The organism is Caulobacter sp. GW821-FHT11A05 (assembly GCF_058809015.1).
Genome location: NZ_JBXASF010000002.1, coordinates 103,034 through 124,403, shown reverse-complemented (window position 1 = coordinate 124,403; position 21,370 = coordinate 103,034). Strand labels below are relative to the sequence as shown.

The 21,370-nt window shown below is 69.2% G+C and carries 18 protein-coding genes; 12 read left to right on the top strand and 6 right to left on the bottom strand.

Features of this window, described 5'->3' with window-relative positions:
- Window position 1: 1 nt before the first annotated feature.
- Together AC1RSK_RS03520 and AC1RSK_RS03515 are read left to right on the top strand one after the other, a co-directional pair.
- Window positions 2–1,294: a sulfotransferase family protein gene (locus tag AC1RSK_RS03520; protein ID WP_492905585.1), complete on the top strand. Its 1,293-nt coding sequence runs from the start codon at window positions 2–4 to the stop codon at window positions 1,292–1,294.
- The gene (locus AC1RSK_RS03515; RefSeq protein WP_492905583.1) at window positions 1,291–2,658 is read left to right on the top strand and encodes a DUF1254 domain-containing protein; all 1,368 of its coding nucleotides are present in this window, start codon (window positions 1,291–1,293) and stop codon (window positions 2,656–2,658) included. Before AC1RSK_RS03520 ends, AC1RSK_RS03515 begins: the two co-directional genes overlap by 4 nt.
- Here AC1RSK_RS03515 and AC1RSK_RS03510 read toward each other — a convergent pair.
- Window positions 2,655–3,500 carry an SDR family NAD(P)-dependent oxidoreductase gene (locus AC1RSK_RS03510; RefSeq protein ID WP_492905581.1) on the bottom strand — a complete coding sequence of 282 codons (846 nt, stop codon included), beginning with the start codon at window positions 3,498–3,500 and terminating at the stop codon, window positions 2,655–2,657. The genes AC1RSK_RS03515 and AC1RSK_RS03510 overlap by 4 nt on opposite strands.
- A 10-nt stretch (window positions 3,501–3,510) precedes the next feature.
- Window positions 3,511–4,671, bottom strand: a complete 1,161-nt coding sequence (locus AC1RSK_RS03505; RefSeq protein ID WP_492905580.1) for a sulfotransferase family protein — start codon at window positions 4,669–4,671, stop codon at window positions 3,511–3,513.
- A gap of 222 nt (window positions 4,672–4,893) precedes the next feature.
- Between AC1RSK_RS03505 and AC1RSK_RS03500 the strand changes: the two genes are divergently transcribed.
- The 4 genes from AC1RSK_RS03500 to AC1RSK_RS03485 all read left to right on the top strand — a co-directional run bounded on the left by AC1RSK_RS03500 (window position 4,894) and on the right by AC1RSK_RS03485 (window position 9,709).
- A complete protein-coding gene (locus tag AC1RSK_RS03500; protein ID WP_492905578.1) occupies window positions 4,894–5,994 on the top strand; it encodes an acyl-CoA dehydrogenase family protein in 1,101 nt (366 codons plus the stop codon).
- Window positions 5,994–7,217 (top strand): acyl-CoA dehydrogenase family protein, encoded by a 1,224-nt coding sequence (locus AC1RSK_RS03495; protein WP_492905577.1) that lies wholly within the window; start codon window positions 5,994–5,996, stop codon window positions 7,215–7,217. Before AC1RSK_RS03500 ends, AC1RSK_RS03495 begins: the two co-directional genes overlap by 1 nt.
- A gap of 20 nt (window positions 7,218–7,237) precedes the next feature.
- A complete protein-coding gene (locus AC1RSK_RS03490) occupies window positions 7,238–8,467 on the top strand; it encodes a cytochrome P450 (protein WP_492905575.1) in 1,230 nt (409 codons plus the stop codon).
- A 126-nt stretch (window positions 8,468–8,593) separates the two neighbouring features.
- Window positions 8,594–9,709, top strand: coding sequence for a Fic family protein (locus tag AC1RSK_RS03485; protein WP_492905573.1), 1,116 nt, complete (start codon window positions 8,594–8,596; stop codon window positions 9,707–9,709).
- A gap of 3 nt (window positions 9,710–9,712) precedes the next feature.
- Here the strand turns inward: AC1RSK_RS03485 and AC1RSK_RS03480 are convergent, their stop codons facing one another.
- Together AC1RSK_RS03480 and AC1RSK_RS03475 are read right to left on the bottom strand one after the other, a co-directional pair.
- Window positions 9,713–10,120 (bottom strand): Zn-ribbon domain-containing OB-fold protein, encoded by a 408-nt coding sequence (locus AC1RSK_RS03480; protein ID WP_492905572.1) that lies wholly within the window; start codon window positions 10,118–10,120, stop codon window positions 9,713–9,715.
- Window positions 10,120–11,676, bottom strand: a complete 1,557-nt coding sequence (locus AC1RSK_RS03475; protein WP_492905571.1) for an AMP-binding protein — start codon at window positions 11,674–11,676, stop codon at window positions 10,120–10,122. The genes AC1RSK_RS03480 and AC1RSK_RS03475 overlap by 1 nt, the downstream gene beginning before the upstream one ends.
- 244 nt (window positions 11,677–11,920) lie before the next feature.
- Between AC1RSK_RS03475 and AC1RSK_RS03470 the strand changes: the two genes are divergently transcribed.
- The 6 genes from AC1RSK_RS03470 to AC1RSK_RS03445 are packed head-to-tail and all read left to right on the top strand — an operon-like array spanning window position 11,921 to window position 17,932.
- Window positions 11,921–13,228, top strand: a complete 1,308-nt coding sequence (locus tag AC1RSK_RS03470; protein WP_492905569.1) for a phenylacetate--CoA ligase family protein — start codon at window positions 11,921–11,923, stop codon at window positions 13,226–13,228.
- A 4-nt stretch (window positions 13,229–13,232) separates the two neighbouring features.
- The gene (locus tag AC1RSK_RS03465; RefSeq protein WP_492905567.1) at window positions 13,233–13,997 is read left to right on the top strand and encodes a hypothetical protein; all 765 of its coding nucleotides are present in this window, start codon (window positions 13,233–13,235) and stop codon (window positions 13,995–13,997) included.
- Entirely contained in the window at window positions 13,994–15,052 is a 1,059-nt protein-coding gene (locus AC1RSK_RS03460; RefSeq protein WP_492905565.1) for a phosphotransferase family protein, read from the top strand. Before AC1RSK_RS03465 ends, AC1RSK_RS03460 begins: the two co-directional genes overlap by 4 nt.
- Before the next feature lie 21 nt (window positions 15,053–15,073).
- The gene (locus AC1RSK_RS03455) at window positions 15,074–16,384 is read left to right on the top strand and encodes an acyl-CoA dehydrogenase family protein (protein WP_492905563.1); all 1,311 of its coding nucleotides are present in this window, start codon (window positions 15,074–15,076) and stop codon (window positions 16,382–16,384) included.
- 4 nt (window positions 16,385–16,388) lie between these two features.
- Complete coding sequence (locus AC1RSK_RS03450) at window positions 16,389–17,162, top strand: SDR family NAD(P)-dependent oxidoreductase (RefSeq protein ID WP_492905561.1); 774 nt, start codon at window positions 16,389–16,391, stop codon at window positions 17,160–17,162.
- A complete protein-coding gene (locus AC1RSK_RS03445; protein ID WP_492905559.1) occupies window positions 17,159–17,932 on the top strand; it encodes an SDR family NAD(P)-dependent oxidoreductase in 774 nt (257 codons plus the stop codon). The genes AC1RSK_RS03450 and AC1RSK_RS03445 overlap by 4 nt, the downstream gene beginning before the upstream one ends.
- Here AC1RSK_RS03445 and AC1RSK_RS03440 read toward each other — a convergent pair.
- A complete protein-coding gene (locus tag AC1RSK_RS03440) occupies window positions 17,925–18,749 on the bottom strand; it encodes an SDR family NAD(P)-dependent oxidoreductase (RefSeq protein ID WP_492905557.1) in 825 nt (274 codons plus the stop codon). The two genes, AC1RSK_RS03445 and AC1RSK_RS03440, sit on opposite strands and share 8 nt — an antisense overlap.
- A 147-nt stretch (window positions 18,750–18,896) precedes the next feature.
- The gene (locus AC1RSK_RS03435) at window positions 18,897–21,236 is read right to left on the bottom strand and encodes a TonB-dependent receptor (protein WP_492905555.1); all 2,340 of its coding nucleotides are present in this window, start codon (window positions 21,234–21,236) and stop codon (window positions 18,897–18,899) included.
- Window positions 21,237–21,370 lie beyond the last annotated feature (134 nt).

The window sequence follows — 21,370 nt, the reverse complement described above, 5'->3', positions numbered from 1 at the left end:
CATGCTGAAGTCGACACCCCTGCCGCCCCGCGAGACCCTGACCGAGAGGGCGCGGGCCTATGCCGACCCACAGCTGACCGACGCCGCCCGCGAGGCCATCGCGGCGGCAGCCGGGGCGGAAACCCTATCGCTGGAGCCGCAGGCCCTGATCGCCGAGGCCCGCCGCCGCACCGGCCTGAGCGACTTCGGCGACGCCCCGCTCGAAGCGCCGCTGACGGCCCTCTGCCGCTCGCTGATCGACGAGCTGGAGTTCCACGCCCTGGGACGGCGCTACCTCTATGAACAGCTGGTCGGGGTGCTGTCGACCCGCCTGCGTCTCGAGGCCCTGTGGAAGGCCCATCCCGAAATCCTCGACCTGCCCGTCGAGCGGCCCGTGGTGGTCATCGGCCTGCCGCGCAGCGGCACCACCATCCTGCACCGTCTGCTGTCGCGCGACCCGGCCCGCCGCTGCTCGCCCTTCTGGGAGCAGGTGATGCCCCTGCCGCTCGGCGACCCAGAGGCGACGCAGCCCGATCCCGACCCGCGCATCGCCCTGATCCAGGGCTCGATCGACACCCTCTACACCCTGGCCCCGGACCTTCGGCAGATGCACGAGGTGCTGGTCGACGAGCCGGACGAAGACCTGTCGCTGATGCCCTTCGCCTTCGCCTCGCTGCAGTTCGAATGGAGCTACCGCGTCCCCGGCTACAGCCGCTTCTACCAGGCCGCCGACCACACCGAGGGCTACCGCTACTTCCGCAAGGTGCTGCAGACCCTGCAGTGGCTGCGCGGCGGAACGCGCTGGGTGCTCAAGGCGCCGCAGCATCTCGAACAGCTCGGCCCCCTGCTGACGGTGTTCCCCGACGCCACCCTGGTGCAGACCCATCGCGACCCGGTCTCGGCCATCGTCTCGCTGTCTAGCCTGACCACCTACGGCTGCCGCCGCTATTTCGACCATCCCAACCCCCACGCCATCGGCGCCCACATCGCCTCCATCGTCGAGCGCCTGCTGCGCAAGGGCGTCGAGGACCGGCCCGCCAACGATCCCCGCTTCGTCGACATCCAGTTCCCCGACCTGATCGCCGACCCCATCGGCTGCGTGCAGCGCATCTACGCCGCCTCGGGCGACGACCTTTCGGCCGAGGCCCAGGCGCGGATGCAGGCCTGGATCGCCGACAACCGCCAGGAAAAGCACGGCAAGCACGCTTACGCCGCCGAGGACTTCGGCCTCGACCCGGCCGATCTGCGCCGGCGGCTGGCCTTCTACACGGAGCGGTTCGCCATTCCCGCCGGCCGGGAGCTGGCGGCGTCATGAGCGGCCTCGACCCCGACCTGACGCCGGACGCCATCGCCGCCTTCGCGCAGGAGGCCTACGTCTACGCCTACCCGATGCTGGTGGCCTACGCCTTCTTCCACCGCCAGGTGCTGGGCCCCGACGCGCCGGAGAAGCAGGCGGTCAACCGCTTCACCCACTTCCGCACCCTGTCGAGCCCGACGCTCAACAACACCATCCCCTGGGTCAACACCGACACCCTCTACTCGGCCGTCTGGCTGGACCTGCGGGCCGAACCGATGGTGCTGTCGACCCCGCAGTTCGAGCCGCACCGGTTCCACGATATCCAGGCCTGTGACTGGTACACCATGGCCTTCGTGACCCGCGGCACGCGGGACCGAGGCAACGGCGCGGCCACCTATCTGCTGACCGGCCCCGACTGGACCGGCCAGACCCCGCCCGGCGTCGACGAGGTGATCCGCGCCGAGAGCTGGTTCGTGAAGCTGTTCGCCCGGGTGGTCGTCGAAGGCCCAGGCGACGAGACCGCCATCCACGCCCTGCAGGACCGCTACCAGCTGTGGCCGCTCAGCGAATTCCTCGGCACGGAAGCGCCGCCGGCCCCGGCCGAGGTCGCCTTCCCCGCCCCCGATCCCGAGGGCTTCCGCGACCGCGCCTTCTTCGAACAGCCGACCCCGGCCTTCATCCCCTATCTCAACGTCCTGCTGACCCTGGCCGCCATCCATCCCAGCGAGGCGGCGCTGTTCGAACGGTTCGGCATGATCGGCATCGGGCCCGGCCGCGCCTTCGATCCCGCCACCCTGACGCCCGAGCAGAGCGCCGCCATCCAGAGCGGCATCGACGCCGGCCTGGCCAGGATCAAGGCCCGGCTGGCCCATCTGGACGACCCGGTCAACGGCTGGGTCTATCCGCTCGACCTGCGCGGCGGCCGCGACGTGCTGGCCGGAAGTTTCGACGCCCACCTGCGCCGCGCCGTCCTTGCCCGCTTCGCCATCTGGGGACCGCCGGCCGAAGAGGTGGTCTACATGAGCGTCGAGGTCGACGGCGACGGCCGGCCGCTCGACGGCGCCAAGGCCTACGCCCTGCGCTTCGACCGCCCGCCGCCGGCTCGCGGCTTCTGGTCGTTCACCGTCTATGACGCGGCCAGCCGGCTGCTCGTCGCCCATCCGTCTGGCCGCTACAAGCTGGGCGACCGCGACCGCGACATGGTCCGCGGCGAGGACGGCTCCCTGACCCTCTACTTCCAGGGCGAGGCCCCGGCCGACGCCCCGCTGGCCAACTGGCTGCCGACGCCGCCAGGCCGCTTCCAGGTCGTCGGCCGCCTCTACTGGCCAGACGCCGAGCTGCTCGACAAGCGCTACCTGCCACCGCCCTTGACGGTTCGCTAGCCGATCCAGGCGGTGTCCGAGGCCATTTCGCGGAAGGCGGCGTACTCGTCCTGCCGGCTCTGCAGCGCCCCGGTGATCATCGAATAACCGTCCGCCCCCAGCGCCACATGCACCGGCGGCTCAGCCATCTCGACCAGCGCCGCAATCACCGCCGCGCCGCGTTTGGGATCATTGGCCGCCTCGCCGCCGAAGCCGGCCATGCGGGCCCGGGTCGCCTCGATGTTGGCCGCATAGGGCTCGGACACCTGCTCGGTCACCACCATGCTGGCCCCGCCGAAGTTGGTGCGGAAACCGCCCGGCTCGACCGAGGTCACCCGCACCCCGAACCGCTTGACCTCCCGGGCGAACCCCTCGGTGAAGCCGGCCACCGCGTGCTTCGACGCCGCATAGAGGGTGTAGAGCGGGAAGCTCATCACCGCCGCCACCGAGGCGATGTTGAGGATGCGGCCGTGGCCCTGGGCCCGGAAGTGGGGCAGCACCGCCTGGCAGGTCTTCAGCACGGCGATGAAGTTGGTCTCCATCTGCTGGCGGGCCTCGGCCAGGGCCATGTCCTCGGCCGCCCCGACCAGGGCGTAGCCGGCGTTGTTGACCAGCACGTCCAGCCCCCCGGCCAGCGCGATGGCCTCGGCCACGGCCGGCCCGACCGCCGCGTCATCGGTGACGTCCAGCTGCAAGGGAAACGCCCGGCCCGGCGCCAGGGCGGCGAAGGCCGCCATCTGGGCCGGCTGGCGCAGGGTGCCGACGACGATGTCGCCGCGTTCCAGGGCGTATTCGGCGATGGCGCGGCCCAGGCCGCTGGAGACGCCGGTGATCAGCCAGCGGCGGGGAGTGTCTGTGGTCATGATGTCTGGCCTAGCGTTCGAGATGCACGTCGTAGCGGCGGATGTAGTCGCCCATCACCTGGTCGACCGCCCCGTAATCGAGGCCGTAGTCGTCGAGGCTGTAGGTGTGGCGCGGGCCCTTGCCGTGGCTGTCGCGGTCGGCGGCCAGCCAGGCGCGGACGGTGGCCTCGCGGGTGGGGGCGAAGCCGATCCCGAGCTGGTCGTAGAGCCGTTGCAGCTCACCCACAGGGTCGGCCTGGACGGCGACATAGTGGGCGTCGAAAAAGCGGTCCTTGAGGCCCGGCTGCTCGCGGAACTTGGCCATCTTCTCCAGGCTGGCGGCCTGCAGCTCCAGCATGCCGAAGGCGCCGGGCGTCACATGGTCGGAGAACACCTTGCGCCAGATGGCCAGGTTCTTGGACAGCGAGGCCAGGATCTTGGCCGGGTCGCGGTGGCACTGCACCACGCAGGCGTCTGGAAACACCGAGAACAGCTCGGCCAGCCAGGGATTGTGGGCCGGGGTCTTGAGCACCCAACGGTCGCGGCGGAAGCGGTGCTGCAGATGCTGCAGGACCTTCTTTTCCTCCTCATAGATGGCCTTCGGATCGGTCTTGTAGAAGGCCGCCGTGTAGTTGGGCACGTTCCACCAGGCCGAATAGTTGACCGTCAGGAAGCTCAGCTCCCAGATGAAGTTGCACTCTTCCGGCCGGCGGGCGTCGAAGGGGTGCACCGCCTGCAGCGCCGGCTCCATGAAGCCTTCGAAGGCCAGGGCCTCGTCGGCCTGGGCGATGCGCGGATCGGTCTCGTAGGTCGCTTCCTGCGGCGGCGGCGAGGGATACATGATCTCCCAGGTGGCCGGCGAGCGGTTGGCCGGGTCGGCCGACAACAGGTTGTGGAAGAAGGTGGTGCCCGAGCGCGGCAGGCCGGCGACGATGATCGGGGCGACGATCCGCTCCTCGGCGATGGCCGGAAAACGCTTGCGGTCGTCCACCACCTTCAGCCGCTGGCGCAGGGTGTCGGCCAGCCGCCGATGGGCCCGCGCCGCGCCCAGCTCGGTCAACTGGGCCTCGCTGTTGAGGTCGCTGATCAACAGGTCGAAGGGCCGCCTGAACAGCTCGCCGCCCCAGTCGGAAAGGCCCGTCGCCGCCTCGGCGGCTCGCATCATGTCCTGCGGTGACGGAAGCTGCGCCATCATCCTGCGGTCCTCGCGTTTCTTGTCCCGGCCTCATGAGACACGCCCCCGCCCGGCCGGGCGAGGCCTCAGGGGCGGTCCCTCGCCAGTCACCGCATCCGCGATCAGAACGGCCGCCCCGGGGCCCGCCGCAATCGCCCCACCCCAATCGCATGGACGATCAAGTCCGCTCGCGCGGATCGGCGCCCTAGCCGGGCCCGCCCGTTCGTCGGAAAACGCCCCATGCCCTACCTCCTCACCGACGAGCAGCAGCAGATCAGCGCCGAGGCGCGGCGGCTGTTGACCGACACCTACTCTGCCGACCGCCTGCGGAACCTGCTGGAGACGCCGGGCGGCCACGACCAGGCCTTCTGGGCCGCCTGCCAGGAGATGGGCTGGACCGGCGCCACCGTGCCGGAGGAATACGGCGGCCTGGCCCTGAGCGCCGTCGACCTCTGCCTGATCGCCCTGGAGTGCGGCCGGGTCGTCTGCGGCGCCCCCTATCTGGCCACCTCCTATGCGCTGGGCGAAGCCCTGCGGCTGTGGGGCGACGAGGACCTCAAGAGCCAGTGGCTGCCCGGCATCGCCGCCGGCGAGGTGAAGGGCGCCATCGCCCTGGCCGAAGGGACCGGCGAGGCCCTCACTGAACGCCCCGCGACGCGTTTCCGGGACGGCGCCCTCACCGGGACCAAGTCCTGCGTGGTCGGCGGGGCGGCGGCGGACCTGGCCATCGTGCTGGCCGCTGACGAGGCCGGCGCGCCCTGCCTGGTGGTCGCCCCCCTGGCCGGCGTGCGGCGCACGCCCATCGCCAGCCTCGACAACACCCGCTGCACGGCCGACCTGACCTTCGACGCCGCCCCCGCCGTCCGCCTGGACACTCCGGACGCCCTGGCCGCCGCCGCCGACCTCCTGCAGCGGCTGGCCGTCATCACCGCCTTCGAACAGCTGGGCGGGGCCGAGACCTGCCTGGAGAAGGCCCGCGACTACGCCCTGCAGCGCTTCGCCTTCGGCCAGCCGATCGGCAAGTTCCAGGCCATCAAGCACAAGATCGCCGAGATGTACGTCCTCAACGAAGTGGCCCGCGGCTCGGCCTTGCAGGCCGCCCTCAGCCTGGCCGACGCGGCCGCCGACCTGCCCCTGCGGGCGGCCAGCGCCCGTCTGACCGCCACCGCCGCCTACGACTACGCCGCCGCCGAGGCCATCCAGGTGCACGGCGCCCTGGGCGTCACCTGGGAGCATGACCTGCACCTGCACTACCGGCGCTCCCGCGCCACCGCCCTGGAGCTGGGATCGATGGCCGACTGGGAAGACCTGATCGTCGACGCCCTGGCGGAGGCCGCCTGATGGATGCCGCCCTCTCCCCCGAGCTGGAAGCCTACCGCGCCGCCGCCCGCGCCTTCATCGCCCAGCATGCGCCGACCTATGGCCGGGCCGCCCGCAAGGGCCTGACCGAGGCCCAGGACCTGGCCCTCGGCCGCCAGTGGCTGGCCCTGAAAGCCGCCAACGGCTACGCCTGCATCACCCTGCCGAAGGAATTTGGCGGTGGCGGCGGCACGGACCTGGAGCAGATCCTGTTCGTGCAGGAGGAGGCCCCGCACGGCTTCCCGACCGAATACTTCGCCATTGGCCTGGGCATGCCCATCCCCATGCTGCTGCGCTACGGAACCGAGGCGCAGAAGCAGGCCCTGGTCCCGCCGGCCATCCGCGGCGAGACCATCTGGTGCCAGATCTTCTCCGAGCCCGGCGGCGGCTCCGACGTCGGCGCCTTCCGCTTCAAGGCCCGGCGCGACGGCGACGACTGGATCCTCTCCGGCCAGAAGGTGTGGATCAGCTGGGCCCAGCACAGCGACTACGGCGTCATCGTCACCCGCAGCGACACCACCGTCGCCAAGCACAAGGGCCTGACCTACTTCTTCGTCGACCTGAAGGCCCCCGGCGTCACCGTCCGTCCGATCCGCCAGCTGCACGGCCGCACCGATTTCAACGAGATCTTCTTCGACGAGGTGCGGGTCGCCGACTCCTGCCGCCTGGGCCCGGTGGGCGAGGGCTTCCGGCTGGCGGTCGAGACCCTGATGATCGAGCGCTACACCGCCGCCGCCGACGAGACCGGCGGCGGTCCGCCCCTGGAGGCCTTCACCGCCCTGGCCAAGTCGGCGACGCATCGCGGCCGGCCGGCCATCGAGGACGGCCGGGTGCGCAGCGGCCTGGCCCGGGCCCATGCGGTGCAGCAGGCCCTGATCGCCATCCATCAGAAGTCGCTGCTGGAACTGGCCGCCGGCCGCACGCCGGGTCCGGAAGGCTCGATCCACAAGTACGCGGGCGCGCGCGAGCGCAAGCGGCTGGCGGTGCTGGCCCTCGACCTCATGGGCCCGGCCGGCGTCGCCTTCGACCCGGCCGCCGGCATGAAGGAAGACTTCGCCATGTCCTGGATGGATGTCGCCACCCTGCGCATCGCCGGCGGCTCGGACGAGATGCTGCTCAACACCGTGGCCGAGAAGATTCTCGGCCTGCCGCAGGACTACCGGCCCGACAAGGGCGTACCCTTCGACCAGGTGCCGGTCGGATGAGTGAGTCTGGAGCCAAGCCGATGTCCGTTCCCACCTTCGATCCCTTCGACCCGGACGTGGTCGCCGACCCGGGCCCGGCCTACTCGGCCCTGCGCTCGACTTGCCCGTTCGCCCGCCACGACGGCGAGCGCCAGACCTTCTGGATCACCAGCGACTTTGCCGAGATCAAGGGCGAGGTCCTGCAGGACAGCCCGATCTGGTCGTTCCGCTGGGGCAACGCCCAGAAGGACACCATCAGCGACGTCGGCTTCAAGACCGACCAGCCCTTCCACATGCTGTTCCGCAACGAGTTCGCCCGCGGCTTCGCCCCCAAGCCCCTGGCGCGCTACACCGCCGACATCGAGCGGATCGTCGACGAGCTGATCGGCAAGATGCTGGCCCGGCCGGAAGCCGAGGGCGACTTCCACGACCTGTTCGCCTTCCCCCTGCCGGCCCGGATGATGTGCGTCATGCTGGGGGCCGAGGAGTCCGAGTACGCCAACTACAAGCGCTGGGCCGACACCCTGCAGCACCTGCTGTTCACCGACCCGGAGCCTGGCTCCTTCGAGACGGTGCTCAAGGAGCTCTACCCGCATTTCACCGGCAAGATCGCCGAGCGCCAGCAGGCCCTGGCCGACGCCGGCATCGATGATCCCAAGCCTGAGCATCTCGGCGTCATCATCCCCGACGACTTCATGTCGCGCAGCCTGACCGCCCGGGTCGAGGGCCGGCCCCTGACGGCCGACGAGCGGATGAACCTTTGCCTGGCCTTCCTGACCGGCGGCCAGGAGACGACCATCAGCATGCTGACGAACCTGATGTGGCGGCTGCTGCAGCGGCCGGAGCTGTGGGAACAGGTCAAGGCCGACCCGTCGCTGATCGAGGCGGCGGTGGAGGAGAGCCTGCGCTTTGACCCGCCGGTCATCGCCCACTTCCGCACCAGCCTCTGCCCCGTCGAGATGCACGGCGAGCAGCTGCCCGAACGCGCCAAGCTGATGTTCTCAATCATCGGCGCCAACCGCGACCCGGTGATGTTCCCCGACCCCGACACCTTCCGCCTCGACCGGCCGGTGTCCGGCGTTCGCAAGCACCTGTCCTTCGGCAGCGGCATCCACTCCTGCATCGGCGCCCCGGTGGCGAGGATGGAGGGCCAGATCGCCTTGGCGAGGCTGATCGAACGGTTGCCGAACCTGCGGCTGCTCGGCGACGGCGAGCGCCTCGACAGCTGGATGCACTGGGGCCGGGTGAAGCTGCCGGTGGCCTGGGGGTAGAGCGGGCCGATCGTCAGCCGCTCCGTGCGGTGAATGGAAGGACTATTCACCGCAGTAGTTGCGGCGAATAGTCTTGCCTTTGCGGCGATTGATAGACATATTCACCGCACAATATGCGGAGATTATGTGGTCACCTATATCCACGACCTGGAAGACTGGCCCAAATTCCGGTGGGATCAGGATGAGCTTGTCACACGGCTGGGCGCCGTGCGGCACCGGCAGGGGCGTCTGTTCGGCCGGATGGAGGCGCTAGGCTTCGAACTGCGCGCCGAAGCGCTGCTCGAAACGCTCACCGAGGACGTTCTCAAATCCAGTGAGATCGAGGGCGAGATTCTCGACAAGGACCAGGTTCGCTCGTCCATCGCCAGGCGACTCGGCATGGATGTCGGTGGAGCCGTCGAGGCCGACCGCAACGTCGATGGCATCGTCGAGATGATGCTCGACGCCACCCAGCATTTTGCACGACCCCTGACGTCGGAGCGGCTGTTCGGCTGGCATGCCGGCCTCTTCCCCACCGGCCACAGCGGCATCAGCAAGATCACCGTCGCGGCTTGGCGCCCCGCCGCCGCCGATCCGATGCAGGTCGTGTCCGGCGCTTATGGACGGCAGAAGGTGCACTACGAAGCGCCGAAGGGCGATCGCCTGGACGCCGAGATGACCCGCTTTCTCGACTGGTTCAATGGCAAGGATCAGCAGGACCCCGTGCTGAGGGCCGCGATCGCGCATCTGTGGTTCGTCACCATCCACCCGTTCGAGGACGGCAATGGCCGGATCGCCCGGGCCATTGCCGACATGGCGCTGGCGCGGTCAGAGGGTAGTCCACAGCGTTTCTACAGCATGTCCGCGCAAATCCGCCTTGAACGGAAGCGGTACTACGACATCCTGGAATCCACGCAGAAGGGCGATCTTGATATCAGCGACTGGCTGGCTTGGTTCCTCGACTGCCTTGAGCGCGCCTTTGATGGCGCCGAAGCCACCCTCGGCGTGGTCCTTGCCAAAGCCCGGTTCTGGGAAGCCCATGCCGGGCAGCCGCTCAACGAGCGCCAACGCAAGGTCATCAACCGCCTGCTCGACGGGTTCGAGGGCAAGCTGACCAATTCCAAGTGGGCGATCCTGGCCAAGACATCGCCCGACACGGCGCTACGCGACATCACCGACCTTGTGGGTCGCGGGATCCTCGTGAAGGATCCGGGCGGCGGTCGCAGCACCAGCTACGCGATTGTCGTGCCGCCCGCGCCCTGAAGCTCAAGCTGGCCCAAACAACGGCAGCGCCTCGCCAGACACCTCCTGGAACGTCACCTTCAGCCGCATGCCGATCTTCGCCTCATCGGGCGCGATCCCGACAACGTTCGAAAACATCGACCAGCCCTCGTCCAGATCGATCGCCGCGAAGATAAACGGCGCCTTGAACGCCGGCGTGGGCGCCCGGTGTGAAACCGTGAAGCTGTAGAGGGTCCCGAGGCCCGCGCTGTCTTCCCAGGCCCAGTCCTGCGACAGGCAGTGGGGACAGGCGATTTCCGGCCGGAAGAAGGGCTTTTCGCAGGCTTTGCAGCGCTGGAAGGTCAGCCGACCTTGCTTGGCGGCGTCCCAGAACGGCCGCGTCAAAGGGCTGGCCTGCAGGTCGAGGACGGAGAGCGGCGGTTCGAGGATCATCAGCTGCCGCGCAGAGCGCCCCCCGGGTAGTTGCCGCCGCCATAGGCCGCGTCGAGGGCCCGGTAGTCCACCGCCCCGACCGAGGTCCTCGGCAGGGCCTCGGCGAACTCGACGAACCGCGGCTTCTTGTAGGAGGCCAGCCGGCTGCGGCAATGGTCGACCAGTTCCTCGGCCCCGACGCTGGCGCCGGGTTTCAGCTGGATGATGGCCTTGACGCTCTGGATGAAGCGGGGGTCGGGCACGCCGATGATGGCCGCGTCGGCCACGGCCGGATGGCCGCGCAGGCAGCCCTCGACCTCGGCCGGGTAGATGTTCTCGGCCCCCGATTTGATCATCTGGGTCTTGGGTCCGATGAAGGTCACCGTGCCGTCGGCCTCGCGACGGCCGAGGTCATTGGTGTGGTGCCAGCCGCCGCGCTGGCGCTGGGCGTTGAGCTCGGGCCGGTTCCAGTAGCCGCTCATCACCGTCGGGCCGCGCAGGATGATCTCGCCGACCTCGCCGTCGGGCACGTCGGTGTCGTCATTGTCGACAATGCGCAGCTGGGTGACCGGGCCGACGGCGCCGTGGGTGCCGGTCCCGCGGTTGTCGCAATAGTAGATCCAGACCACGATCCCCATCACCTCGGTCTGGCCGTAGCCGTAGGGGGTGTCGCGGAAGTCGCGCGGGTTGATGGTCACCATGGCGTCCCAGCCGGGCCCATAGGACGGCGAGCGCAGGCAGGTCAGGTCGTAGCGGCCGTCGCGGTTGACCTCGACCATGTCGGCGCAGGTCTTGCCGACCAGGAAAGCCAGGGTGCAGCGGTGGTCGTGGATCAGCCGGCACAGCTCCTCGGCCTCGGTGCGCCGCACGAAGACGTTGGTGCCGCCGGCGTGGAAGGTGGCGAAGGTGAACATCAGGGTGCCGACGTGGAACATCGGGCCCGAGTTGAGGAAGACGGTGTCGCGCGAAATGCCCTGCGTCTGCTGGACGCTGAGGTCCTGCCACAGCAGGGCGTTCTGGCTCAGCATCGCCCCGTTCGGCCGGCCGAAGAAGGCGGCGGTGTAGACCACCAGCACCGGGGTCTCGGCGGGGATTTTCCGGTCGCGGTCCTGGCTGGAGCCGCTGGCCAGGAAGGCCTCGTACTGGCTGTCCGCCTCATCCTCGGCCTTGACCCAGATGGCCCCCTGGCTGGCCGTGGCGGCCCGCGCCTCGGCGACGGCGGGGCCGATCTCGGCCTCCTGCCAGAGGATGACCTTCGGCTGGAAGTCCTCGATGGTCTGGGCGAACTCATGGCCCGTCTGGCGCCAGTTGACCGGGCAGAACATCGCCCCGATCCGCGCGCAGGCCAGGACGCCCTCCAGGATGCGGTGCGAGTTCTGGCCCAGCCACAGCACCCGCTCGCCCTTGGTCACCCCGGCGGCCTCGAAGGCGTTGGCCAGCTTGATCACCCGGCCGCGCAGCTCGCGGTAGCTGTGACGGTTCTCGCCGCAGACCACGGCCGTGTGGTTGGCGCGTGAACGGGCCAGCTCGTCGAGCAGGGAGGAGAGCGAAAACTCGTTAATCGATGGTCCGGTCAAGCCAATGCCTCGGCGGTCAGGAAGTCGTCGGTCGACGCGGGCGTCGATCAAACGATGGAGTGGGTGCGTTGTCGATATTTGCGGCCGTCCGATGTCGAAAGTCACCCGCCGCTCGCAAGAGATCGGCAGTCCGATGGATCGCCATTCGCCCTACCCTCCCCTGCCCATTCGGACCAAAGTCGAGAAAACCCCCGCCCCCGCCGGGCCGGGCGACCGACGTTCAGGGATGGCGATGCCAACGCAATTGAAAGCCCGACCGGCCGGCGAGAGCCGCTACTTCGACCCGCTCGAGACCGCCCCCCGCGCCGAGCTGCTGGCGCTGCAGGAACAGCGGCTGCTCAAGCAGCTGGCCTTCGTCTGCGAACGCTCGCCGCTGATCCGCAAGACCTGGGCCGAGGCCGGGGTCGGCGCCGCCGACATCACCTCGACCGAGGACTTCCTGGCCAAGGCCCCCTTCATCGACAAGGACTCCCTGCGCGCCTGGCGCGACGCCAACGGCGACGCCTTTGGCGGCGTGCTCTGCGTCGACCCCACCGACGTCCATCTGATCGGCACCAGCTCGGGCACCACGGGCGATCCGACCTTCTTCGCCGAATCCTGGACCCACCCGGGCGACTGGGTGTGGTCGCCTCGGGAAATGTGGGAGCTGGGCCTGCGGCCGGGCGACTACATCGCCGAGTTCAACCACGTGCTGCGCAGCGTCGGCCGGCTGTTCTTCCATGACACGGGCGCCATCCCGATCATGATCAACCACGACGCCAGCGACCTGCAGCGCTTCGTCGAGACCACCCGCAAATACCGCCCGACCTGGCTGTTCCACCTCTCCTCGCCGCTGATCTACGGCCTGGCCCGGCTGGAGGCCGAGACCGGCGTCGACCTGCGCGAGGTGTTCTCCAGCTTCACCGCCGTGATCTACGGCGGCGAGCCGATGGGCAAGCAGGCCCGCGAGCTGGTCGAGCGCTGGCAGGTGCCGATCTATGAGTTCACCAGCCTGGGCGACAGCGGCACCACCTGGGAATGCCGCGCCAAGAACGGCTTCCACTGCTGGGAAGACATGGTGCTGCTCGAGGTCATCGACCCCGAGACGCTTGAGCCGGTTCCCTCGGGCGGTCGCGGCGAGATGGTCATCACCAACCTCGTCGACGGGGTCGATCCCCTGATCCGCTTCCGCTCGGGCGATCTTGTGCAGTGGACCAACGACCCCTGCAGCTGTGGCCGCACCCACGCCCGCATCTGGCCGATCGGCCGGACCGGCGACGAGATCCTGGTGGCCGGCCAGAGCGTGCTGCCGCGCGATGTCTGGAGCGCCATCGAGTCGGTGCCGGAGACAGCCTCGGGCCTGTTCCAGATCATCCGGCCGCAGCGCGAGGTCGAGGTCCTCAAGCTGCGGGTCGGCTACGAGGGCGACCCGGACCTGGCTCTGCTGGCCGAGGCGGTGGCCGACTCCGTCGAACAGACGATCGGCGTGCGACCCGAGATCGAGCTCGTGCCCAACCTCGAGATCGTCAAGCTCGGCCCGCCCCACAAGATTCCGCGCACGGCCAAGAAATAGAGGCATGAGCATGATCCACTATGGCCTCTTCGGCGGCGTGCCGGCGACGGAAGACCCCAAGCTGCTGGCCCCGCTGGCCGGCTACGGCCGGGGCCTGAGCAAGCCGCCGATCGCCGGCGCCTCCGACCTCTGGGCCATCGGCCGGGTCGACCTGGCCGACGGCGAGGTCGTCGACCTGCCGATCACCTGGCCGGAGATGGACCAGGACATCGCCTGGGCCGCCGCCATGCAGGACGAGATGGGCCTCGGGGCCGAGGACTTCTGCTTCTATTCGTTCCTGTACGGCCAGTCGGCGCAGTTCTGGCCCTGGATGAAGGCGGGCTTCGATCGCGGCGCGCGGGCCGGCAGCGGCATGCCGACCGCCTGGGATTCCTACCGCCTGGAGACCTTCCTGCGCCTCTTCAAGCTGAAGCTGGTGTTCGGCATCTCGCCCCAGACCCTCGACGGCCTGGAGGCCGCCGGCCACGACATCGGCAAGGTGTTCGCCACCTCCGAACTGCTGGCCGCCCTGCCCGGCGCCCATGAGCGGCTGGTCGCCAAGGGCTTCAAGCCCTGGCGCATCACCTGGCTGGGCCCGATCCTGGCGGTCGATCCCTGCGACGGAACCGGCGGCCGCTTCGACGCCAGCCAGTGGACCCTGGAAGCCGAGAACGGCGAGATCCTGATCTCCAGCAAGCCCGGCCGCACCGCCCGCTTCGACCGCGCCCGCACCGGTACGAGAGGCCGCATCGAGATGGTCGACGGCCAGCCGAGGCTGTTCGGCGAATGACCGGGGCGCCGGCCTCCAGCGTCATCGAGGCCGGCCCCTTCGAGGCCTGGGCGAGCGCCGCCCTGCCGGACCTCGGCGCCGGCCCGCTGCGCCAGCAGGTCCTGGCCGGCGGCTCCAGCAACATCGTCATCAAGGTCGACCGCGGCGGCGCCCCGATGATCGTCCGCCGCCCGCCCCTGGCCCTGCGTCCCGACAGCCTCAAGGTCATCGCCCGCGAGGCCCGCGTCCTGGAGGCCCTGCGCGGCTCGCCCGTCCCCTGCCCCGCCTTCCAGGCCTACTGCCAGGACGCCGCCGTCATCGGCGCCCCCTTCTATGTGATGTCCAATGTCGACGGCTTCGTCGGCTACCCCTTCGACCAGCTGCCCGCCCCCTACGACCGGCCGGGCGAGCCCAAGCGCCAGATGGCCTTTGCCCTGGTCGACGCCCTCGCCGACCTGGCGAAAGTCGACCACCGCGCCGTCGGCCTTGAGGACTTCGGCAAGCCCGAGGGCTTCCTCGAACGCCAGGTTTCCCGCTGGCTGTCGCAGCTGGAGTCCTACACCGAGACGGAAAACTACCAACAGCGAGATTTGCCCGGCCTGACCTATGTGGTCGACTGGCTAAAAGCCAATACGCCCCCCATGTCGCCCCCAGGAATCCTCCATGGCGACTACAGCTTCGCCAACGCCATCTTCGCCCATGGCGAGCCGGCCAGGGTGGCGGCGATGATCGACTGGGAACTGGCCACCATCGGCGATCCCCTGCTCGACCTCGGCCTCGTCCTCTACCCCTTCAACGGCCGCGACGAGCGCACCCCGCCGGCCGGCTATTTCGACCCGACCGACTTCCCCTTCCGCGAAGAGCTGCGCGACCGCTGGGCTGAACGCAGCGGCCGGAAGGTCGAAAACCTCAATTATTACATGGTGTTGATCCAATTCAAGATGGCCGTGATCCTCGAGCGGCAACACGCCCGGGTGCTGAACGGCAAACAGCCGAAAGAGCTTGGCGGCTTCGCCGAAGCCTTCGTCCCCGGCCTGATCGCCAAGGCCGAGGCGATGGCCAAGGGGATCGCCTGACCGGTCTGGGAGGACCCTTAAGTGATTGATTTCGCGCCCGATCCCGAGTTCCAGCAGAAGGTCGACTGGGCCCGCGCCTTCGTCCGCGACAAGGTCGAGCCCCTCGACGCCCTCTGGCCCGAACCCACCGCCCCCTACGACCGCTCGATCACCCAGGCCCGCCGCATCCTCAAACCCCTGCAGGAAGAGGTCCGCCGCCAGGGCCTGTGGGGCTGCCACCTCGACCGCGACCTCGGCGGGCCGGGCTACGGCCAGGTCCGCTTCACCTTCATCAACGAGATCCTCGGCCGCACCAACTGGGGCCCGGTGGTGTTCGGCTGCCAGGGGCCCGACAGCGGCAACTCCGAGATCCTCGCCCGCTTCGGCACCCCCGAACAGAAGACCCGCTGGCTGACCCCGCTATTGGCCGGCGAGATGTACAGCTGCTTCTCGATGACCGAGCCCAAGGGCGGCTCCGACCCCACCCTGTTCACCTGCACGGCTACGCCGGACGGCGACGACTGGGTGATCGACGGCGAGAAATGGTACTCCTCGCACGCCAACTTCGCCGATTTCCTCATCGTCATGGCGGTCACCGATCCGGAGGCCCCGCCGCATGAGCGGGCCACCATGTTCATCCTGCCGGCCGACTCGCCCGGCATCGGTTTCGTCCGCGAGACCGGGGTGTTCACCGAGCCGCCGGAGGCCAAGGGCGGCCATCCCTACGTCCGCTACGACAAGGTCCGCGTGCCCGACAGCGCCCGGCTGGGGCCACGCGGCCTGGGCTTCGCGGTGGCCCAGTCGCGGCTGGGCGGCGGCCGCATCCACCACGCCATGCGCACCATCGGCCTGGTCCAGAAATGCCTCGACATGATGGGCGAGCGGGCCCTGAGCCGCGAGCTGCGCGACGGGCCGCTGGCCCGCAAGCAGGCGGTGCAGTTCGACATCGCCGACACCCACATCGCCCTTCGCCAGTTCCGCCTGCAGGTGCTGCACTGCGCCTGGCTGGCCGACCAGGAGCACGGCGGCCACGGCGACCCGGCTGAACTGCGCGAAGCCATCTCCTCCCTGAAGGTGGCCACCGCCAACATCGGCAAGGACGTCGTCTGGCGGGCCATGCATCTGCACGGCTCGCTGGGCGTCTCCAACGAGATGCCCTTCGCCCACATGCTGATGACCGCCGCCATGCTGGGCCTGGCCGACGGCCCGACCGAGATCCATCGCTCGTCCGTCGCCCGCAGCGTGCTGAAGGGCTACCGGCCTGCCCCTGGCCCCGACCCCAGCGACCACCTGCCGACCCGCAGGATTCAGGCCCGCGCCCTGTTCGCCGACCTCCTCGAAGCGGCGGAATAGCGCCATGACCATGACCGTCGATCTGTCGGGCAAGGTCGCCCTGGTGACCGGCGGCAGCCGGGGCCTGGGGCGGGAGATCGTGCTGGGCCTGGCGCGCAGCGGCTGCGACGTGGTGATCTCCAGCCGCAAGCAGGAGGCCTGCGAAACCGTGGCCCGCGAGGTCGAGGCGCTGGGCCGCCGGGCCCTGCCGGTCGCCGCCCATGTCGGCCGCTGGGAAGACCTGGAACAGCTGACGCAGGCGGCCTACGCGGCCTTCGGCAAGGTCGACATCCTGGTCAACAACGCCGGCATGTCACCGCTGGCTCCCTCCACCCTGGAGACCAGCGAGGACCTGTTCGACAAGGTGGTCGGGGTCAACTTCAAGGGGCCGTTCCGCCTGAGCGCCCTGATCGGCGCGCGGATGGTCGCCGGCGACGGCGGCAGCATCATCAACATCTCCAGCATCGGCGCCCAGCGGCCCTCGCCCTGGATCGCCCCCTACGCCGGGGCGAAGGCGGCGCTGAACGCCATCTCGATCGCCTTCGCCCAGGAGCTGGCGCCCAAGGTGCGGGTCAACGTCATCTCGCCGGGCGGCTTCCTGACCGACGTCGCCGGCGCCTGGGCGACCGAGGAGGAGGCGCATCGGAGCGTGGCGCTGAACCGCTGGGGCGAGGCGCGGGAGATCGTGCCGACCGTCCTCTACCTGGCCAGCGACGCCGCCAGCTTCACCACCGGCGCCAACATCCGCGTCGACGGCGGGGCCTTCTGGGAGCGGCGCCCTGCGCCGGCGGCGACATGAGCCTGAACGGAAAGATCGCCGTCATCACCGGCGCGGCCGGCGGCATCGGCCTGGCCATCGCCCAGCGCTACGCCGCCGACGGGGCCCGGGTGGTGCTGACCGACGTCCAGACGGAACTGGGTGAGGCCGAGGCCCAGGCTCTCGCCGCCCAGGGCCTCGACGCCCATTTCCGCCCCCTGGACGCCAGCGACGAGGGCCAGATCGAAGCCCTGATCGAGGACATCGAGGCGACCCTTGGGCCGGTCGACATCGCCGTCTGCTCGGCCGGCATGGCCCGGGCCACCGGCGTCTTCTACGAGGCCGAGACGGCCGATTTCGAGGCCGTGCTGAGGCTCAACCTGGTCGGCCCCTTCCTGATGGGCAAGGCGGTGGCCCGGCGCATGGTGGCGGCGGGCCGCAAGGGCTCGATCATCCACATCTCCTCGGTCGGGGCGGTGCTGGGGGTGGCGGAGTCCTACGCCTACTGCGTCAGCAAGGCGGGTCTGGGCATGCTGACCAAGACCATGGCCCTGGCGCTGGCCCCGCATGGGGTGCGGGTCAACGCCATCGGCCCGGGGCCGACCCAGTCGCCGATGACCGAACATCTGAGCGAGACCGCCCGGGCGATGATGCTGTCGCGCACCCCGCTGGGGCGGTTCGGCGAGGCCTCGGAGATGGCCGGCGTCGCCGCCTTCCTGGCCAGCGAGGACGCCAGCTACGTCACCGGCCAGACCATCTATGCCGACGGCGGCCGGCTGGCCCTCAACTATGTGGTGGCGCCGCTCAGCTGACCGACTGACCGCGCCGCATCCGCGCGCCGTCGGCGAACTGCGGAGAGTGGGCCAGGGCGCCGCCGTCGACGTGCAGGATCTGGCCGTTGATGAAGCCGGCGTCGTCCGAGGCCAGGAAGGCGACGGCCTGGGCGATGTCCATCGGCGTCCCCGACCGGGCGGCCAGCTCATGGTCTCGCATCATGTCGCGGAAAGCCTCGCGCTGGGGCGTGCTCTTCTCGGCGATGTGGATCAGGCCCGGCGAGACGGCGTTGCAGCGGATGCCCTCCTGGCCATGCTGGGCAGCCAGGTATTTGGTCAGCACCGCCAGGCCGCCCTTTGAGGTGGCGTAGGCGGTGGGAACGACGTCGGCCCCGAAAGCCGAGTTGGAGAGGATGTTGATGATCGCCCCGCCGCCGGCCCGGCGCATATGCGGGATGGCCGCCTGGGCCGCCAGCATGGGGCCGCGCAGGTTGACCCGCATCGTCTCGTCCCAGATGTCCGGATCCATGCCCTCGGTCCCGCCATCCTTCTGAGCCAGGTTGGTGGCGGCGGCGTTGTTGTCCAGGATGTGCAGCCCGCCAAAGGCGTCGACGGCCGCCTCGACCATGGCCCGGATCGAGGCCGGATCGCCGAGGTCGAGCTCGAAGGCTACGGCGTCGAGCCCGGCGTCGCGCAGCCCCTTCGCCTGGGCCTCGACGGCGTCCAGCCGGATGTCGGCCAGCAGCACCCGGGCGCCCTCGCGACAGAACAGCTCCGCCGTGGCCGCGCCGATGCCGCCGCCGGCCCCGGTGATGATCGCCGCCTTGCCTTCCAGCCGTCCTGTCCGCTCGCCCATGCGTCCTGCTCCTTCTCTCGCCCCATTGTCGGCGGTGGCGGGCCCCGGCTCAACAGCCGCCCATCGGACTATCGACGCTGCGATATCCCATAAGAAAAGGCCGCCGGGCTTGCGCCCGGCGGCCTCTTTAGATGCGCGGTCGGTGGCTTAGCCGCCGAAGCGATAGGTCAGCCGCAGGCCGTAGGTCCGCGGCGGCATCGCGCTGCGCGAGTCGAAGCCCAGGCTGGTGACGATGTTGAGTTCAGGAACCTCGACGTATTCGTCGGTGGCGTTGTTGACGAAGAAGGACAGATCGACCGGCGTGCCGGCCACCCGCTTCCACTGGACGTCGAGATTGACCAGCTTGTAGGCCGGCAGGTGGCCGGTCTCACGGAAGCCGCTGGCCGCCGAGTTGGTGTCGTCGTTGATCCACCAGTCGTCGTGGCTGTAGTAGCTCACCCCGGCGCTGAGATCGCCCATGGTTTCCGGCGTCGGGAAATTCACCCGGGCCGAGATGCTCCAGATATTGTCCGGGGCCCGGGCGAAGGGGGCGTTGGACAGGTCGACGCCCGCCGGGGTGATGAACTCCTCGAAGGCGGCGTCGGTGTAGGAGTAGAAGCCCGACACCTCGAACCACTCGTTGGCCCGCACCAGGAATTCGAACTCGGCGCCGGTGATCTTCGCCGAGGCGGCGTTCACCGCCACGGTGGTCACCGGGATGGTGGTCGGATCGGTCAGCAGCCGCTGGATGTTCTCATACTCGGCCGTGAAGATCGCGAGGTTGGTGCGCAGGAACGAGTCCCCGACGCGCCAATCGCGCTTGATGCCGATCTCGTAGTCATCGACCGTCTCCGGCTCGAAGGTGCGCCGCAGGCCAGCTTCGGTCGAGGCGCGGGCCGCGAAGCCACCGGTCCGGTAACCGTGCCGGTGGGCCGCGTAGATCAGGGTGTCCTCGTCGATTTTCCAGTCCAGCGAGATGCCGTAGGTCGGCTCGTCGAACTTGGCCGACAAAGGCAGGGCGCAGTTGGCCAGGGGAGTCGCGGTCTCCGGCGTCGCCGGGTTGTTGTCGGCGTCGGTCGAGAAACGGCAGGCCGACTGGGTGCGGTTCATGATGGTGGCTTCGCGCTTGTCCCAGTTCTGGCGAACGCCGGCGGTGAGCGACAGCCCGTCGATGATCTTCCAGGTGCCCTGGGCGAAGACGGCGTAGCTGGTGTTCTCGACTTTCGACCAGGTGTTCGCCCAGGCCGCGTAGCCCTTGACCGACTTGGGATGGATGGCCCCCGGATCGACACCACCGGTGACGCTGATGCCTTGGTCGTCAGCCTCTTCCTTGAAGTAGTAGGCGCCGACGATCCAGTTGACGGGGCCGGTGTCGCCGAAGACCTGGAACTCTTCGCTGAACTGGTCGTCCTCGAAGTGACGCTCGATCTCCAGCAGCGGGATCGGCAGGCCGTCGGTGTCCTCCATCATGTCGAGCTGCACCGAGCGGACGCCGATGATGTTGCGGATGCTGATGTTCTCGTTGATGTCGAAGGTCGTGGTGTTGGCCAGGTCCCAGGTCTCGACCTGGGTGTACATCGGCGTGCCGCTGGCCGTGTGGTACTTGTTGCGGTTCTGCTGGTCGGCGAACATCTGCTGCAGCGTGGGATAGTTACGCGGCGCCCGCGCCGGCGCCGAGTTGAAAGCGCCGTTCGGATTGATGGTGGCGATGAAGCTGCCCTGGCCGCCGTCGTCCTCGTTGAAGGTGTTGAACACGGTCAGGGACTCGATCGCGTCCGTCGGCTGCCAGGCGAACGAGGCGCGGAAGGCCCAGGTGTCGGTGTAGTTGATGTCATCGCCGGTGACGTCATCGATGATGAAGCCGTCACGCTGCTGCATGGTGGCGGCCAGGCGCAGCTGGGCCTTATCGCCGAGCGGCACGTTGACCATGCCTTCGAGCTGGCGAAGGTTGTAGTTGCCGATGCCGCCCTGGATGTAGGCGTCGAAGGCGTCGACCGGCTTGTTCGGCTTGATCAGGATGGCGCCGCCGGTGGCGTTGCGGCCGAACAGGGTGCCCTGCGGCCCCTTCAGCACTTCGACCGAGGCGATATCGAACAGGGTCTGGTTCAGGCCCTGGGCCCGGGCGGCGACGATGTCGCCGACGTAGACGGTGACCGAACCGTCGGCGAGCGGGGTCTGTTCCTGCTGGCTGAGGCCGCGGATCGAGAAGTTCGGCGTCGCCTTGCTGGAGCCCAGGCCCGGCGACATCGTCAGGCTGGGCGACTTGCGGATCAGGTCCGCCGTCTCGACGATATTCTCACGCTCCAGCGCCTGGCCGTTCACCGCCGTCATCGACAGCGGCACGTCCTGCAGGCGCTCGTCGCGCTTGCGGGGGCTGACGATGACCTCGTCGACGGTGGCCGCCTCCGACTGCGGCGTCTCCTCGGCGGCCCAGGCCGCCATCGGCAGCAGCGCCGCCATGACTGTGGTCGCCATCAGCGACTTGCGCAGTCCATTTCCAAATTTCACGTCCATCCCTCCCGTTTGTTTCCTTGGTGAGCGCGCCGGCAGCGGTTCTTTCGCCGCGTGGCCGTCCTGACTTCCAGGAACGGTCCCGCCGTCGTCTCGTGAGGCTGAAACTCTCCCTTCCCGTGGGGAAAAGC